The organism is Bacillus sp. FSL M8-0350 (assembly GCF_038593345.1).
Lineage (GTDB): Bacteria > Bacillota > Bacilli > Bacillales > Bacillaceae > Bacillus > Bacillus safensis.
The window spans coordinates 453,783-468,280 of sequence record NZ_CP151985.1 but is presented as its reverse complement, the minus strand read 5'-3'; the positions used below and the strand labels follow the sequence as shown (position 1 = coordinate 468,280).

Below are 14,498 nucleotides of genomic sequence, written 5' to 3'. Positions count from 1 at the left end.
TTTTCTTAGAAACGATCGCTTTTTCTTCCTTTACACATGTACAAATCGCACTGTTTACTTTTATCACGATCAATTATTTTCCATTTTCCCAACTTGTTATTACCAATATAGGATTGAATAGGATAAAGCTGCGTGACATAATGAGACAGATGACCACATAGGAGGCTATGAGATGAACCATGTAATCATATTTGCTCATCCCCAGCAAAGCTTAAATCAAACCTTATTAGATCTTGTTGTGAGCACTCTATTGAACAATGGTCATAAAGTGACTGTTCGTGATGTCTATGCCCTAGGTTTTTCGCCAGAGCTCACCATTGCAGAAAAGGCTGCCATCAAATGCGGTGATGTCCCGATTGCCATTCAAAGAGAGCAGACGCTGATTCAGCAAGCGGATGTGCTGACGTTTATTTTTCCAATATGGTGGACAGGCTTGCCGGCTATGCTAAAAGGATATGTAGAACGCGTCTTTTCTGAAGGTTTTGCTTATCAGATCAGTGAGGATGGAGAGATTGAAAATCTGCTTCGGCACAAAAAAGGTGTCATTATCAACACCCACGATGCACCGAGGACTTTTCTTAATTCCAATAAGATTTCCACCTCCTCCCATCACATGACAACTGATACAGAAGTCTTCAATTTTATTGGCGTTCAGCCTGTCGAACGGCTTTTGTTCAGCAGCATGGAGCAGGCATCTGCAGATTACATACATGAAATTCTGAAAGAAACGAAAGAAACGGTGGATCAGCTTTTCCCGCCTGCTGTTTAACATAAAAAAGACTGCCGAGATTCCTCTGACAGTCTTTTTCACGTTTATTCGTCTAAACCAATGGATACATATTTTGTTTCTAAATAAGGCTCGATCCCTTCGATGCCGCCTTCTCGGCCAATTCCGCTCTCTTTCATACCGCCAAAAGGTGCTTGGACAGCCGATGGACCGCCATCATTCCAGCCAATGATCCCATAATCGAGATGTTCTGAAATGTAGAGTCCGTTCCGATAATTTTCTGTAAAGAAATAAGCTGCAAGGCCAAAAGGTGTATCGTTGGCTAATTCAATTGCCTCGTCTAACGTTTTGAATGCCGTAATAGGTGCCACTGGACCAAAGGTCTCTTCATGCATAATGTTCATCGAAGGGTCCACATGTGTAAGAACCGTTGGCTGGACAAAATAATATGATTTGTCATCGTCGAAATGCGTATCGCCGCCGACAAGAACTTTCGCCCCTTTATCCACTGCATCTTGAATTTGGCCGACAATTTTATCAAAACCGCGCTTGTTGATAATAGGACCGATGGATGTGCCTTCTTCAAACCCATTTCCTACTTTCAGCTTTTCTACTTCTTTGCTGAATCTTTGCGCAAATGCTTCATGAATGTCTTCATGCACAATTAAGCGGTTGGCACAGACACAGGTTTGCCCTGCGTTCCGAAACTTAGATGCCACTGCTTGTTTGACAGCTAGTTCAAGATTCGCATCCTTGTCTACGATGAGCGGAGCATGACCGCCAAGCTCCATTGATACGTGTTTGACTGTACTGGCACTGTTTTTGATCAGGTGCTTCCCGACGGGCGTTGAGCCTGTAAACGTGATTTTTCGAATCAATGGACTATCTGTGAAGATTTCCCCCACTTCTTTGCCGTCTCCCACAACCCATTGCAGTGCATCCTCTGGAATGCCGGCTTCATGACCTAATTTTACTAGTTCTATAGCTGTCAGCGGTGTGTCTTCAGCAGGTTTTACAATAAACGTACAGCCTGCTGCAAGCGCAGGAGCTGCCTTTCTCGTAATCATCGCCGCAGGGAAATTCCACGGAGTAATGGCAGCAACAGGACCAACTGGCTGTTTTGTGACGAAAAGGCGTTTGTTCGTCGTATGTGACGGGATGGTTCTGCCGTAGATTCGCTTTGCTTCTTCTGCGTACCATTCAATATAACCAGCCGCATAGACGATTTCTCCTAATGCTTCTTGATACGGCTTTCCGTTTTCTTCTGTGATGATTTTCGCAAGCCTCTCTTTATGCTCAATCATCAGATCAAACCACTTGCGAATGATATTGGCACGTTCATGTGCTGACGTTTTTGCCCATGATTTAAATGCTTTGTGTGAACGGGAAATTGCATCTTCGATCTGTTCTTTTGTATGCTGAGCAACTGAAGCAATTTCTTCTCCTGTTGCAGGATTATACACTTTGAGTTCGTTTGTCATGCTCTATCGTCTCCTTCGTTCTTGGATTCATTACATATAGTATATACCCAATGAGTACCCAACCTAAAAGCAATATCCATTCAGCTGGCCAAGATAAGGAGGCCGGCATTCCTGGAAAGTAAAATGAAAGGAAAAGAAGACTCAGTCCGATAGCTAAAACACCTGTCGTCCGCCAATATTTTATGCGATATGGACGCTCCAGCTCAGGTTCTGTTTTCCGAAGTCTCATAAAGGCAATGGATACTATTAAGTACCCGACGATGATTCCGACACCGCCTGCATTGACAATCCATACGAGGGCAGGACGCCCTAATAATGGAGCGAAAAAAGCTAAAGCTCCAAGAAATAAAATGGCATTTGTCGGTGTTTTATACTTTGGATGAATATACGCAAACCATTTGGAAATCATACCTCTTTCCGCCATAGCATATAGAATACGGCTTGCACCGATAATAAAAGCATTCCAGCTCGTCACAATCCCTGCTACACCGCCGATAACCAGCACTGTTCCAAACGCTTGATGACCGAGAAGCTGAACCATCGCATCTGCTGTTGCTAATGAAGAGGCTTCAAGCTGTCCCTTTGACATTCCAGCAGCTACCCCAAAAACAATAAGCAGATAAAAAATGACCGCACTCACGATGGAAATAATCAAGATTCTCCCAATGATTTTTTTTGGTGCGTTAATCTCCGCCGCTACTTGCGGAATGACATCAAACCCAACGAATAAAAAGGGAATCATGACTAACACCGCCATAAGACCGCCAACCCCGCCTTGAAACATCGGCTCAAGGTTTGCAAAATCTCCATTAAATGTTGCGCCGCCTAAAAGGAGAAAACCTGTCAGAATAATCGCCACTGTGAACACGGACTGAAAAATGGCAGCAGGCTTCGCCCCAATGTAATTCAGCGCTGTTAAAAACAATGCACCGCCAGATCCAATCAATACCCACGTGAAATAAACGTCCCATCCCCCTATATTCCATAAGAAGCCAGCATGCTGTGTTGGAATCACATAATCAATGACGGTCGGCAAGGCAACAGCTTCAAACGTAATCACAGACACATAACCAAATAATACGCCCCATGCTGAGACGAACGCTGCTTTCATCCCAAATGCCCGCTGGACAAAAACGAGCCCTCCGCCTGTCTCTGGAATCGCAGACGAAAGCTCAGCATACGTAAGTCCGATAAAGATGACGAGAATACCGCCTATAACGAAAGCAATCACACTGCCTAAAAATCCAGCTGTTAAAATCCAATCTCCCGAAAGTACAACCCAGCCCCAGCCAAGCATTGCACCAATGGACAAAAACAGTACGTCAGACTGCGACATGGTTTTTGCCATTTGTTGTTTTTGCATACAACCATCCCCCTTTGTTGTTTAGCGTGCTTTGAAGGCGTCCTCGATGATCCCTAGTCCTTCGTGAAGCAGCTCATCTGTGATGACAAGTGGTGTTAAGAAGCGAATGATATTCCCATTAATCCCTGCCGTTAAAAGAAGCAGCCCGTGCTCATTTGCATATGCTGCAATCGCTGCGGCTCTTTTCTTATCTGGTGTACGCGTTGTTTGATCTTCCACAATTTCAATTGCCGCCATTGCCCCTAACCGGCGGACTTCCCCAATGAATGGATACGCTGTTCTCCATTCATTGGCTTTGTCCTCAATGACTTGTCCAATATGTTCAGATCGTTGATTCAGTTGTTCTGTTTCAATGATATCAAGGACAGCTAGTGCAGCTACACAGCCTAACGGACTTCCTGCATATGTTCCCCCGAGCTCCCCTGGATCTGCCGCATCAAGCAGTTCTTTTCTGCCAACGACTCCGCTCAGCGGTAAGCCAGCTGCAAGAGATTTTGACACAGTAATTAAGTCCGGTACCACATCAAAGTGCTCAATCGCAAAGTATTTCCCTGTTCTTGCAAAACCGGTTTGGATTTCATCTGCAACAAAGACAATCCCGTGCTGCTGACAGAAGGAAGCGACATGCTGAACGAAGCGCTTCGATGGCACAATGAATCCGCCCTCCCCTTGGACTGGTTCCATGACCACACAAGCAACGGTTTCTGGTGCAACGGCTGCGACGAAGAATTGATTGAATTGATCAATGATGTACTCGTCGTAAGCAGCATCGCTTAATCCTTCAGGTTTTTGATAGTAATAAGGGTACGGTGCTTGGTACACCTCAGATGCAAATGGCCCGAATCCAAATTTATACGGCTTAACCTTGCTCGTCATGCTCATTGTCATATTCGTTCTGCCGTGAAAACCTCTTGTGAACGACACAACGGCCTGTCTTTTCGTATATTTACGTGCAATTTTCACCGCATTTTCAACAGCTTCTGCACCTGAATTAAGGAAAATGGCTTTCTTATCATGATCCCCTGGTGTGAGATGGCACAGCTTCTCTGCCAATTCGATATACGATTCGTACATCATCACGTTGAATCCTGGGTGAATCAGGCTCTCTGCCTGTGCTTTGACCGCTTCCACGACCTTTGGATGTGAATGTCCTACGTTTAATGTGCCAATGGCGCCTGCAAAATCGATAAATCGGTTCCCATCAATATCGAACAGCTCGGCTCCTTTCCCCTTCGCTGCAAGATGACGGTTGCCATTACTCACGCCTCTTGCGACGTATTGATCTCTTTTCCCCTGCCATTCTTCAGTTGAAAAACGGTTTGTTGTCGTTTGACTCATTGTCATCCATCCCCTTTATATCCTTTTTTATTATTCTGAATATTTTTTGGTATGATAGAAAGTACCAATATCATTTTTTTCATGGTATCAGAGAGGATGGAATGATGAGATGCTGACAATTCAACTAGATCAAACAGGGCAAAACGGATATATTTATCATCAAATTTATACGAAAATTAAAGGGGAAATCTTAAACCGCAACCTTCAGCCGCATGATCAATTACCGTCCAAACGAGAGTTAGCCGATACATTAAACGTCAGCGTTAATTCAGTGAATGGCGCCTATCAGCAGCTGCTTGCCGAGGGATATTTATATTCGGTTGAACGCAAAGGGTTTTTCGTGGAATCACTAGAAACGTTTCATAAATCTGGTCAGCTAAAACCCTCTTCTCTTCCTGTAGATTTAAAGGAAGAACCGATTGCACGAGACGACTGGTATTCCTTTTCACATATCTCCGTCGATACAGCGAACTTTCCATTTAAAAGCTGGCTGAAAAGTGAACAAAAGGCGATCCATCTCCACCAAGATGCCTTCGGTGAGCTTCCGCATCCACAAGGTGTGTATGAGCTGAGGGAAACGATTGCCCGGCTGATCGGACTTGCGCGAGGAGTCAAATGCTATCCAGAACAGCTCATTTTAAGTGCAGGCACACAGTCACTGATCCATTCGTTATCAAGCATTCTTCCGGCCGATCAAGTATACGGGCTAGAAAACCCTGGCTACCGCCGGCTCTATCAAATGCTGAAAAACAATCATCACCAAATTGAAACGATTGGCATTGACCAAAAAGGTGTGCGGATGAGCGACATTCTAAAAAAACAGCCGAATGTGTTGATCATTACCCCTTCACATCAATTTCCAACAGGGGTGATTATGCCGATTTCCCGGCGCATTCAGCTGTTAAACTGGGCAGCCGATCAGCCAGATCGTTATATCATTGAGGATGATTATGACAGTGAATTTAAATATGGCACAGACAGCATTCCGGCGCTGCAAAGTCTTGACCGATATGACAAAGTCATTTATATGGGCACCTTTTCAAAATCATTGCTGCCTGGCTTGCGGCTAAGCTATATGGTGCTGCCTCAGCATTTATTGAGACGCTATAAGGAGGAACAGCATTTTTTCATTCAAACAGCTAATCTTTTTACACAATACACCCTTCTTCATTTTATAAAAGATGGGGCGTATCAACGGCATATTAAAAGAATGAATGGTTTATATGAGGAAAAACGGAAGCAGCTCATTGAAGAGCTCAATACGGTTTTTGCTGACAATGTGCGGATTATTGGAGAAAATGCCGGTCTTCATTTTATCGCAGAGTTCCGCTCAAATCGAACGCAGCATGAGATTTTACAGCGAGCGAAGGAAAGAAAGCTGAAAATGTACGGAATGGATCGTTTTACCCTTGATGAGCAATTGCCGGGGCATCAGCCAGGCTTTGTTCCGCTTGTCCTCGGCTTCTCACATATGAAGCAAGAGGATATTCAGCCGGCAGTGAAACGGCTGTATGACGCCATTTTTGGGAAATAAAACAGCCAGCTGCTCTTCATAGACAGCTGGCTTACCACCGTTCTTTATCTATAGCTAGAATCGATGACATGAGTCCAGGAAAAGCGGTCTCGATGTCTTCTTTTCTTAAAGAATAGTAACGGTGCTTCCCGTCAATTCTCACTTTCACGACGCCTGCCTCCCTCAGCACTTTGAAGTGATGGGAAAGCGTGGATTTGGCAATATTCATCTCATACGTGCCGCATGTCCTCTCCCCCGCTTCCGCTAAGCAGCGGACAATTTCTAACCGGATTGGATCAGCCAATGCGTGCAGCACAGAAATCAATCTCATATCTTCTTTGTTTGGATGGTTTGGATTCGTCATACAATAAATGTATCGTATTTAGTGCCAACATACAATCTCATTCACCTGAAGCTGACTGGTCAAGTAACGATATGACTTCACAAACGTCCATTATTCATGAGACTGTCTGAAGGGAAGGAACCCGTTTTGAAACATAATATAAGGATTAGTTTATTGATGATGATTCTCGCGATCTTCCTCTGCGCCTGCCAGTCCGTCCAATATTCTCAGTCAAAACCACCTAGTGCGGAAGAGTTATTAGCTATGGATCAGCAGGCAGATTTATTTCAATGGGAAGGAACGGTCTATGAAACAAATGTAAATTGGACGACATCCTTACACGTCACAAAACATCAGCAAGTAGGTGTCATTCAGAAAACAGCCGTCAAAAATTTTGAACATGGTACAGCTTCTAGGCTGCAAAAAGGGACCGCTATTTACTCTGTGAAAGAGAGAGAAGACATGTTGGTCGTCGAACTTCACGGCAAAACAAAAATATATACCGCACATGCGGAAGGATAAAATACCTGTCATGCAGACGGGTATTTTTTTAAGTTCATTTTCTTGTCATGGGTCATTGGTTTTGTTATCATAGCAAAAGTGACCACTCGGTTTCCATTGTGACCATATGGTTTTGCCGATTCGGAAAGGACTTATGAAGATGAACGAAAAGCAAGAAGAGATTTTGCGGGTTTCAAAGAAATTATTTTCTCAAAAAGGCTATATGAGTGTCTCCATGCAGTCAATTGCCGATGCCTGTAAAATATCAAAAGCGTCTATTTATAAACTGTTTGATTCAAAGGAAGCCCTTCTACTAGAACTGATTAAATACAATCAGCGCAAAATGAGAGAGATTTCCCGCATCATTCATTCAGAAACGACGCTGTCCAAAAAGGAAAAATTCACAAAGAAGATCAAGCTTGAGCTTGAAGAGTTTAAAGAGAATCATAAATTTTTGAACATGCTGTCCTTTGAAGCTTTTTCTCAGCATTCGCCTATTGTCATTAAACACTTACGCGAGACACGCTCCATTATCATGCAGCGGCACAAAGACATTATTTTGAGCACCTATGGTGAATCTGTCGCTCCTTATGTCTGGGATCTCGTGATTGTTCTCAATGGATTAATGAGAGAATTCATCTTAATGCTGGCGATTGAGCACAAGAACATCAAATTAGAAAATGCTGCTGAGATGATTATCGGTGTGATGGACCGTGTATCGAAAAAGCCTTGCTCAATTGAGCCTGTGTTAACAGATCAGCTCATGGACTCTTATTTGTTTTCCTCACAGGACGGATATGATGAAGAAAAACTTGTCATCTCGTACTTAACGAAGATCAAACAAGAGCTTCACGCACTGTCAAACGGAGAAGAAAAAGACGATCTCCTCTCTGCTTATGAGCTGCTCAATCAAGAATTATCAAAGGATGAACCGAGAACCTTTTTAGTCAGCTCACTGCTCGATTATTTAGGCAAAAACAGCGTTTTATCACAAAACGTGTCACAGCTGAAAAACATCATTTTATAGATAAAGAAGGGATAACATGAACCAATCAACTACATCGTATAATCGATCTGTGATTGTTGGGATTTTCCTCGTTGGGGCATTCGTTGCGATTTTAAACCAAACGCTTCTCATTCCAGCGATCCCGCATATCATGGAAGATTTCAATATTGAGGTCAGCAAAGGACAGTGGCTTACAACAGCCTTTATGCTGACAAACGGGATTCTCATCCCCATTACGGCTTTCCTCATTGAGAAATTTTCAAGCCGTTCTTTAGTTTTAACGGCACTTAGCATCTTTACAGCCGGTACAATTCTTGCTTCATTTGCAACGAATTTCCCGGTGTTACTTGCAGCGCGAATCGTACAGGCAGCAGGCGCAGGGATTTTAATGCCGCTGATGCAAACGATCTTTTTAACCATTTTCCCGAAAGAAAAACGCGGGCAGGCAATGGGCATGGTCGGACTTGTCATCTCGTTCGCACCTGCGCTTGGGCCAACACTTGGCGGCTGGATTGTTGATTCCTTCAGCTGGAAGTTCTTGTTCTATATTGTTCTGCCAATCGGTATCATTGATCTCATTCTTGCTTTCTTCTTAATGAAAAATGTGACGCAGCAAAGAGAAACACGTATTGATGTCTTATCTGTCATCTTGTCGTCGTTCGGTTTCGGAGGGCTGCTTTACGGATTTTCTAGTGTCGGCACGTATGGATGGACGAGTGCGACTGTTCTCATTTCGCTGATTGTCGGCGCCGTGAGCTTATTCTTCTTTATCCTGCGCCAGTCGAACTTAACAAGACCGATGCTGGAGTTTGGCGTATTTAAATTTGCGATCTTTAGCTTAACAACCTTCCTCGGCATGCTTGTCTTTGCTTTATTGATTGGGACAGAGACGATTCTGCCGCTTTATACGCAGAATGTCAGAGGGCTGTCTGCACTTGATACAGGGCTTATCTTATTGCCAGGTGCTCTCTTCATGGGACTCCTGTCACCGATTATTGGACGGATTTTTGATAAAGTCGGCGGAAAAGGGCTGGCATTAGGCGGATTTACGATACTCACCGTTACCACCCTGCCATTTATGCTGCTCACCCTTGATTCATCGATCGCCCTCATTACGGTCGCCTACACGCTTCGGTTAATCGGGGTTGGGATGATCATGATGCCGCTGACAACCGCAGGTATTAACTCTTTACCGCCTCATTTGATCCCTCATGGGACAGCGATGAATAACACGATGAGACAAGTAGGCGGTTCCATTGGAACGGCTGTGCTTGTCTCTATCATGAGCAGCTCTGCTGCAAATGCAGAATTGGCCAATCCATTAAAATCGGCCGTTCATGGAATGAATACGTCATTTTTCATTTCTGGTCTGATTGCCGTCATTGGACTCGTCCTCTCCTTTTTCTTAAAGGAAAAAAAACGTGAGAATAAAGTGATGAAGCAGGAGCTATCTTCCTCCTCGTCTTCTTCATAAGAAAAAGAGCTCGGCATATGGCCGGCTCTTTTTTCATATACTCATACAATATCGTCCTCTCTGCAAACACATTTGTATTTCTAGTGAAGAAAAACCTTGATAATTTAAAGAAAAGAGTTGATAATAGGAACTATTCAATTTGTGAGAAAATTTTTACTATAGGAGATGTATGCATTGAAGGTCGTTAAATTTGGTGGCAGTTCACTTGCATCTGGCAAGCAGCTGCAAAAGGTATTTGACATTGTAACAGCAGATCCAGCTCGAAAAGCAGTCGTTGTTTCCGCACCAGGAAAACGGCATTCAACGGATACAAAGGTCACCGATCTATTAATTAGCTGCGGTGAACAATATTTACGTTTAGGCGAAGCACATGATTTAAAGGAAGCAGTCATTGAGAGGTATGCCTCAATAGCGGATGAACTCGGATTAGGTCAAGACATTATCGATACCATCTGGCAAGATTTAGACACATTATTACAGGCTGATTCATCCCGCCCTGAGTGCTATCTTGATGCCATTAAAGCAAGCGGTGAAGACAATAACGCTAAGCTCATTGCCGCCTATTTCCGCCACCAAGGTGTGGAAGCTCATTATGTGAATCCAAAGGAAGCTGGTTTGTTTGTGAGCGATGAGCCTGGCCAAGCACAAGTTCTGCCGGAGTCTTATGATCATTTGTACAAATTAAGAGAGCGCTCTGGCATTATTATATTCCCTGGCTTTTTTGGCTTTAGTCTCGCGGGAGACATCGTCACCTTTTCGCGAAGCGGCTCCGATATTACCGGCTCCATTTTGGCGAACGGTTTGAAGGCAGATGTATATGAAAACTTTACAGATGTCGATGCTGTCTATGCCGTCAATCCAACGATTGTTCATGAACCAAAAGAGATTACAGAGCTGACATACCGGGAAATGCGCGAGCTGTCCTATGCTGGTTTTTCTGTGTTCCATGATGAAGCACTTATTCCTGCCTTCCGTGCAGGAATTCCGGTTCAGATTAAAAACACCAACAACCCGTCGGCAAAAGGGACAAAAATCGTAAATCAGCGGGACCATACAAATGGACCTGTTGTTGGAATCGCCTCAGACAATGGATTTTGCAGTATTTACATTAGTAAATATTTGATGAACAGAGAAGTCGGTTTTGGACGAAAGGTGCTGCAAACACTAGAAGAGTATGGGCTTACGTATGAGCATGTTCCTTCTGGCATTGATGATATGACCATTATTTTACGGCAGGATCAGCTGGAGGAGCAGCATATTGAAGAGGAGCTGCTAGACCGCTTGAAGGTCGTGCTTGATGCAGATGAGGTCGTTTTAGAGCGAAATCTTTCGCTGATTATGGTTGTAGGAGAAGCGATGCGTCATAATGTTGGCACAACAGCAAGAGCGGCAAAGGCGCTGTCAAAAGCGAAGGTCAATATTGAAATGATCAATCAAGGCTCTTCAGAGGTCAGCATGATGTTTGGCGTCAAAGCGGCTCAAGAAAAAGAAGCTGTCCAAGCCTTGTATGAGGAATTTTTCTCTATGTCTACTGTCCCTGTCTCTCTTTAATCAGAAGGCTGCCAGATCTTTGGATCGGCAGCCTTTTTTCATCTCAACGATCAGAGTGTTTTTGCGCATTAAAGTGTATCTATTTCTTGTTTGATTTTGTATGATAGAGACAAATCAACTATCCGTTCCGGCCTATGATCGGAGCTACAAGGAGTCCTAAAACAATGCCTCGTCAACAACTATTAAAACAGTTTCGCAATTTTCATGATGCTTCTACTAGTATTTTAAACATGATGAGTCAATTCATTGATGTGAATACACTGTTTATTGCTAAAAATGATCAAAACACCAATCAAATTGTAAAGGTGCTAAATCATGACGAGCAGCTTCTTGAAGAAGGAGAAGAACTTCCTTACGAAAAGACATTTTGCAAGCTTGTGGTCGATCATCGGGATACACTTGTGATTCCTGACATTTCGAAGGATGACCGTTTTAAATACTTAGAGGTTACGAAAAATCTTCAAGGCGGCTCGTTTATTGGAGTTCCCATTAATTTCACAGATGGGACGAACTACGGAACGATTTGCGGACTTGATTTAAGGCCGAAGCAGTTCACAGAAGAGCATGTGTATATGTTTGAAACGATGGCTTCATTATTAAGCTATGTCCTCGAACTAGACCGTGCCAACCGGCAAATTCGGCAATTGTCTGTACCGATCGTACCAGTTGTTGACGGTGTCGCTGTGCTTCCTCTGCTTGGTGATATCGAAGAGACACGTGCTCAGCATATTTTAGAAACCATTTTACAGGAAAGCTACAGGCTGTCGCTCTCTCATTTGGTCATTGATGTATCGGGAACCAAAAGCCTGAATGAACAAAGCATTCAATATTTGGTCAGCTACGCACAAACGCTGAGACTTTTAGGAATTTCGGCAGTTTTAACAGGTATTAAGCAAGACCTTGCTTTAAGTGCGATTCAATCCAATATATCGTTTAAAGACATCACCATCCGGAAAGACTTGCCGCAGGCACTTGCTCATATTGGGTTGACGTTTACCAAAAATGAATAAGTGGTGATTCACCAAAAAAGGCTAAAATGAACTTCATTTTAGCCTTTTTCTTTTGGAAACGGCAGTCGTATGGTAAATGTCGTTCCATTGTTTTTTTCACTTTTCATATCAATATGCCCTTCATGCAGGTCCACAAGCTGCTTCACGATAGACAAGCCCAATCCGTATTCTCCATACGGTGTATTCGTTCTTGAGATATCCGCTTTATAAAAACGTTCCCATATGTGTTTGACTTCGTCTGGCGCAATGCCAATGCCCGTGTCTTCCACTTCGATGATCGTCTCTTGATTTTCTTGTTTTCCTCTTAAGTAAATACGGCCGTCTTCTGTGAATTGAATCGCGTTCTTTGTGATATTGACAAGTATTTGAATGAGCCTGTCATAATCTGCATAAACCTTTAGCTCGGGATCAACGTCCACGATCAGCTGATTGTTTTTCTCTTCGGCGATTCGGCTCAGCTGCTCTTTCATCACTTCAAATGTGTCAATGAGTGGATAATGAAATTTCTGAAGGGTAATTTGATTCGATCTAATTTTCTCATAATCCATATTCTCATTGACGAGGCGCAGCATACGTTTTGTCTCATCAGTGATTAAGGCATAGCATTTCTCTTTCTCTTCTGCTGACACATCCGCAGTGTTCAGCCATTCCACCAGTCCTCGAATGGTGGTCAGCGGTGTTTTCAATTCGTGAGACACATCTGCGATGAATTGACGTCTGCGCTTTTCGAGCCGGTCAATTTCCTCTCTTGATTGCTGAAGACGCTTGGCCATAATATTAAAATCCTCACCAAGTGTGCCAATTTCATCAAGGTGTTTGTTTTCAAGCTTGATGTTGTAATCACCTTGCGCAATCTTTTCAGTCGCCTCTCTCAACTTTTTGATGCGGTTCACATGAAATTTAGACAGGAACAGGCTGAGAATAAAGGTGATCGTCAGCGCCACAAATACGATGATATACAGATAACGATTCATTTGGGCGATGAGCTGTTCAGCGCCTTGAATCGGGGCAATAAGGACAACTCCGCCCTTTAGCTTTCCATCCTCCATGACAGGGAGCGCCACAAGTGATGCCTCTTGATCAAGGCGGCGTGAATCACTTCGCTTCACAATGATTTGCTCTCCTTTTGAGAGTTTGGCCCATAAATCCTTTGTCAATAATACTTCATGAGGCGGCATCACTTGCTGCTGAGACAGAATATCTCCTTTTTCATCAAACACGAAAAAACGAATTTGCCTCGTCGAAAGAATATCTTCAAATGGCCGCAGACGAAAGGTCATCTCGCTTTTAGGGAGTCGTTTATAATCTTGCAAGATTTCATTCCCATAGGAGCTCATTTCATTCACTCTGTTTTGATAGGCAATATCTTTCACAAAATGAGATAAAAGGGTGCTGATAATGACAATGGCGATGAGCAATAACCCAAGGTGGCTGATCAGCAGCTGATAAAAATATTTAATCTTCATCGAACTTATACCCTACGCCCCATACTGTATACAAAAAGGGCTTAGGCCCGTCCCCAATTTTTTGACGCAGCCGTTTAATATGAACATCTACCGTTCGTTCATCTCCATAAAATTGGTATCCCCAAATTTGCTCAAGCAATTGTTCTCGTGAAAATACTTGCCGAGGATGCTGAATAAAAAAGCACAGCAGATCGTATTCTTTCGGTGTGAGGTTCTCTATTCGATCTCCATCCAGGAAAACTTCCCTCGTTTTTTTATCCAACTGAAAATGTGCTGTCTCCAGCCGTTCGCCCTCATTCACCTTTTCTTGAGTCGTTGTATGAGCAAAGCGTCGTTTCACCGCTTTAATTCTTGCCATCAAGGTTAGTGGACTAAAGGGCTTGGTCACATAATCATCTGCCCCAAGATCAAAACCAAGCACCTGATCAGATTCGGTTTCCTTGGCTGTCAGCATGATAATCGGAATGTCACTGATCTGGCGTACCTTTTGACAAATGGTCAGACCATCCATCGAAGGAAGCATGACATCTAAAATGAGCAGATCCCAATCCTCCTCTTGCTTAAAGCGATTCAATCCTTCTAATCCATCATGAACGAATTCCGCTTGAAATCCCTCTCGTTGAAAAAACATATCCGTCATTGTACAAACGCTCTGATTATCTTCAATCATTAATATTTTCATGATCAGCCTCCGCTGCTACCATTGTTTTTCTTTATGTAGCTTT

At 43.4% G+C, this 14,498-nt stretch carries 13 protein-coding genes; 7 read left to right on the top strand and 6 right to left on the bottom strand.

Annotated features, from left to right (window positions below):
• The first annotated feature begins 172 nt into the window (after positions 1–172).
• On the top strand, positions 173–769 hold the full coding sequence (locus NSS80_RS02235; RefSeq protein WP_034283793.1) for an NAD(P)H-dependent oxidoreductase: 597 nt from the start codon (positions 173–175) through the stop codon (positions 767–769).
• Between the two features lie 44 nt (positions 770–813).
• On the opposite strand, the gene NSS80_RS02230 is transcribed toward NSS80_RS02235, so the two are convergent.
• Genes NSS80_RS02230 through gabT form a run of 3 tightly spaced genes read right to left on the bottom strand, consistent with a single transcriptional unit; the run spans position 814 to position 4,909 of the window.
• Entirely contained in the window at positions 814–2,208 is a 1,395-nt protein-coding gene (locus NSS80_RS02230) for an NAD-dependent succinate-semialdehyde dehydrogenase (protein ID WP_041116676.1), read from the bottom strand.
• Positions 2,183–3,571 (bottom strand): APC family permease, encoded by a 1,389-nt coding sequence (locus tag NSS80_RS02225; RefSeq protein ID WP_034283791.1) that lies wholly within the window; start codon positions 3,569–3,571, stop codon positions 2,183–2,185. Before NSS80_RS02225 ends, NSS80_RS02230 begins: the two co-directional genes overlap by 26 nt.
• Positions 3,572–3,592: 21 nt before the next feature.
• Positions 3,593–4,909 carry a 4-aminobutyrate--2-oxoglutarate transaminase gene (gene gabT / locus NSS80_RS02220; RefSeq protein ID WP_041116674.1) on the bottom strand — a complete coding sequence of 439 codons (1,317 nt, stop codon included), beginning with the start codon at positions 4,907–4,909 and terminating at the stop codon, positions 3,593–3,595.
• A 109-nt stretch (positions 4,910–5,018) separates the two neighbouring features.
• On the opposite strand from gabT, the gene NSS80_RS02215 reads away from it, so the two are divergent.
• Entirely contained in the window at positions 5,019–6,443 is a 1,425-nt protein-coding gene (locus tag NSS80_RS02215; protein WP_041116672.1) for a PLP-dependent aminotransferase family protein, read from the top strand.
• A 31-nt stretch (positions 6,444–6,474) separates the two neighbouring features.
• Here the strand turns inward: NSS80_RS02215 and NSS80_RS02210 are convergent, their stop codons facing one another.
• Positions 6,475–6,786: a metalloregulator ArsR/SmtB family transcription factor gene (locus NSS80_RS02210; protein ID WP_024425536.1), complete on the bottom strand. Its 312-nt coding sequence runs from the start codon at positions 6,784–6,786 to the stop codon at positions 6,475–6,477.
• A gap of 126 nt (positions 6,787–6,912) precedes the next feature.
• On the opposite strand from NSS80_RS02210, the gene NSS80_RS02205 reads away from it, so the two are divergent.
• The 5 genes from NSS80_RS02205 to NSS80_RS02185 all read left to right on the top strand — a co-directional run bounded on the left by NSS80_RS02205 (position 6,913) and on the right by NSS80_RS02185 (position 12,307).
• Entirely contained in the window at positions 6,913–7,287 is a 375-nt protein-coding gene (locus tag NSS80_RS02205; RefSeq protein ID WP_241770680.1) for a hypothetical protein, read from the top strand.
• A 139-nt stretch (positions 7,288–7,426) separates the two neighbouring features.
• Positions 7,427–8,293, top strand: coding sequence for a TetR/AcrR family transcriptional regulator (locus tag NSS80_RS02200; protein ID WP_225315557.1), 867 nt, complete (start codon positions 7,427–7,429; stop codon positions 8,291–8,293).
• Positions 8,294–8,309: 16 nt separating this feature from the next.
• Entirely contained in the window at positions 8,310–9,746 is a 1,437-nt protein-coding gene (locus NSS80_RS02195) for an MDR family MFS transporter (RefSeq protein ID WP_025093639.1), read from the top strand.
• A 174-nt stretch (positions 9,747–9,920) separates the two neighbouring features.
• Positions 9,921–11,297: an aspartate kinase gene (locus NSS80_RS02190; RefSeq protein ID WP_317222205.1), complete on the top strand. Its 1,377-nt coding sequence runs from the start codon at positions 9,921–9,923 to the stop codon at positions 11,295–11,297.
• A 164-nt stretch (positions 11,298–11,461) separates the two neighbouring features.
• Positions 11,462–12,307, top strand: coding sequence for a GAF domain-containing protein (locus NSS80_RS02185; RefSeq protein ID WP_025093640.1), 846 nt, complete (start codon positions 11,462–11,464; stop codon positions 12,305–12,307).
• Between the two features lie 38 nt (positions 12,308–12,345).
• Here the strand turns inward: NSS80_RS02185 and NSS80_RS02180 are convergent, their stop codons facing one another.
• Together NSS80_RS02180 and NSS80_RS02175 are read right to left on the bottom strand one after the other, a co-directional pair.
• Positions 12,346–13,773, bottom strand: a complete 1,428-nt coding sequence (locus NSS80_RS02180; protein WP_041116668.1) for a HAMP domain-containing sensor histidine kinase — start codon at positions 13,771–13,773, stop codon at positions 12,346–12,348.
• Positions 13,763–14,455, bottom strand: coding sequence for a response regulator transcription factor (locus NSS80_RS02175; protein ID WP_041116666.1), 693 nt, complete (start codon positions 14,453–14,455; stop codon positions 13,763–13,765). Before NSS80_RS02175 ends, NSS80_RS02180 begins: the two co-directional genes overlap by 11 nt.
• Positions 14,456–14,498 lie beyond the last annotated feature (43 nt).

Bases quoted from the DNA above. Each gene is read 5' to 3' on its own strand.
- NSS80_RS02235 (WP_034283793.1), top strand. From the start codon at position 173: ATGAACCATGTAATCATATTTGCTCATCCCCAGCAAAGCTTAAATCAA.
- NSS80_RS02210 (WP_024425536.1), bottom strand. From the start codon at position 6,786: ATGACGAATCCAAACCATCCAAACAAAGAAGATATGAGATTGATTTCT.
- NSS80_RS02175 (WP_041116666.1), bottom strand. From the start codon at position 14,455: ATGAAAATATTAATGATTGAAGATAATCAGAGCGTTTGTACAATGACG.
- NSS80_RS02195 (WP_025093639.1), top strand. From the start codon at position 8,310: ATGAACCAATCAACTACATCGTATAATCGATCTGTGATTGTTGGGATT.
- NSS80_RS02200 (WP_225315557.1), top strand. From the start codon at position 7,427: ATGAACGAAAAGCAAGAAGAGATTTTGCGGGTTTCAAAGAAATTATTT.
- NSS80_RS02185 (WP_025093640.1), top strand. From the start codon at position 11,462: ATGCCTCGTCAACAACTATTAAAACAGTTTCGCAATTTTCATGATGCT.
- NSS80_RS02180 (WP_041116668.1), bottom strand. From the start codon at position 13,773: ATGAAGATTAAATATTTTTATCAGCTGCTGATCAGCCACCTTGGGTTA.
- NSS80_RS02215 (WP_041116672.1), top strand. From the start codon at position 5,019: ATGCTGACAATTCAACTAGATCAAACAGGGCAAAACGGATATATTTAT.
- NSS80_RS02230 (WP_041116676.1), bottom strand. From the start codon at position 2,208: ATGACAAACGAACTCAAAGTGTATAATCCTGCAACAGGAGAAGAAATT.
- NSS80_RS02225 (WP_034283791.1), bottom strand. From the start codon at position 3,571: ATGCAAAAACAACAAATGGCAAAAACCATGTCGCAGTCTGACGTACTG.
- gabT (WP_041116674.1), bottom strand. From the start codon at position 4,909: ATGAGTCAAACGACAACAAACCGTTTTTCAACTGAAGAATGGCAGGGG.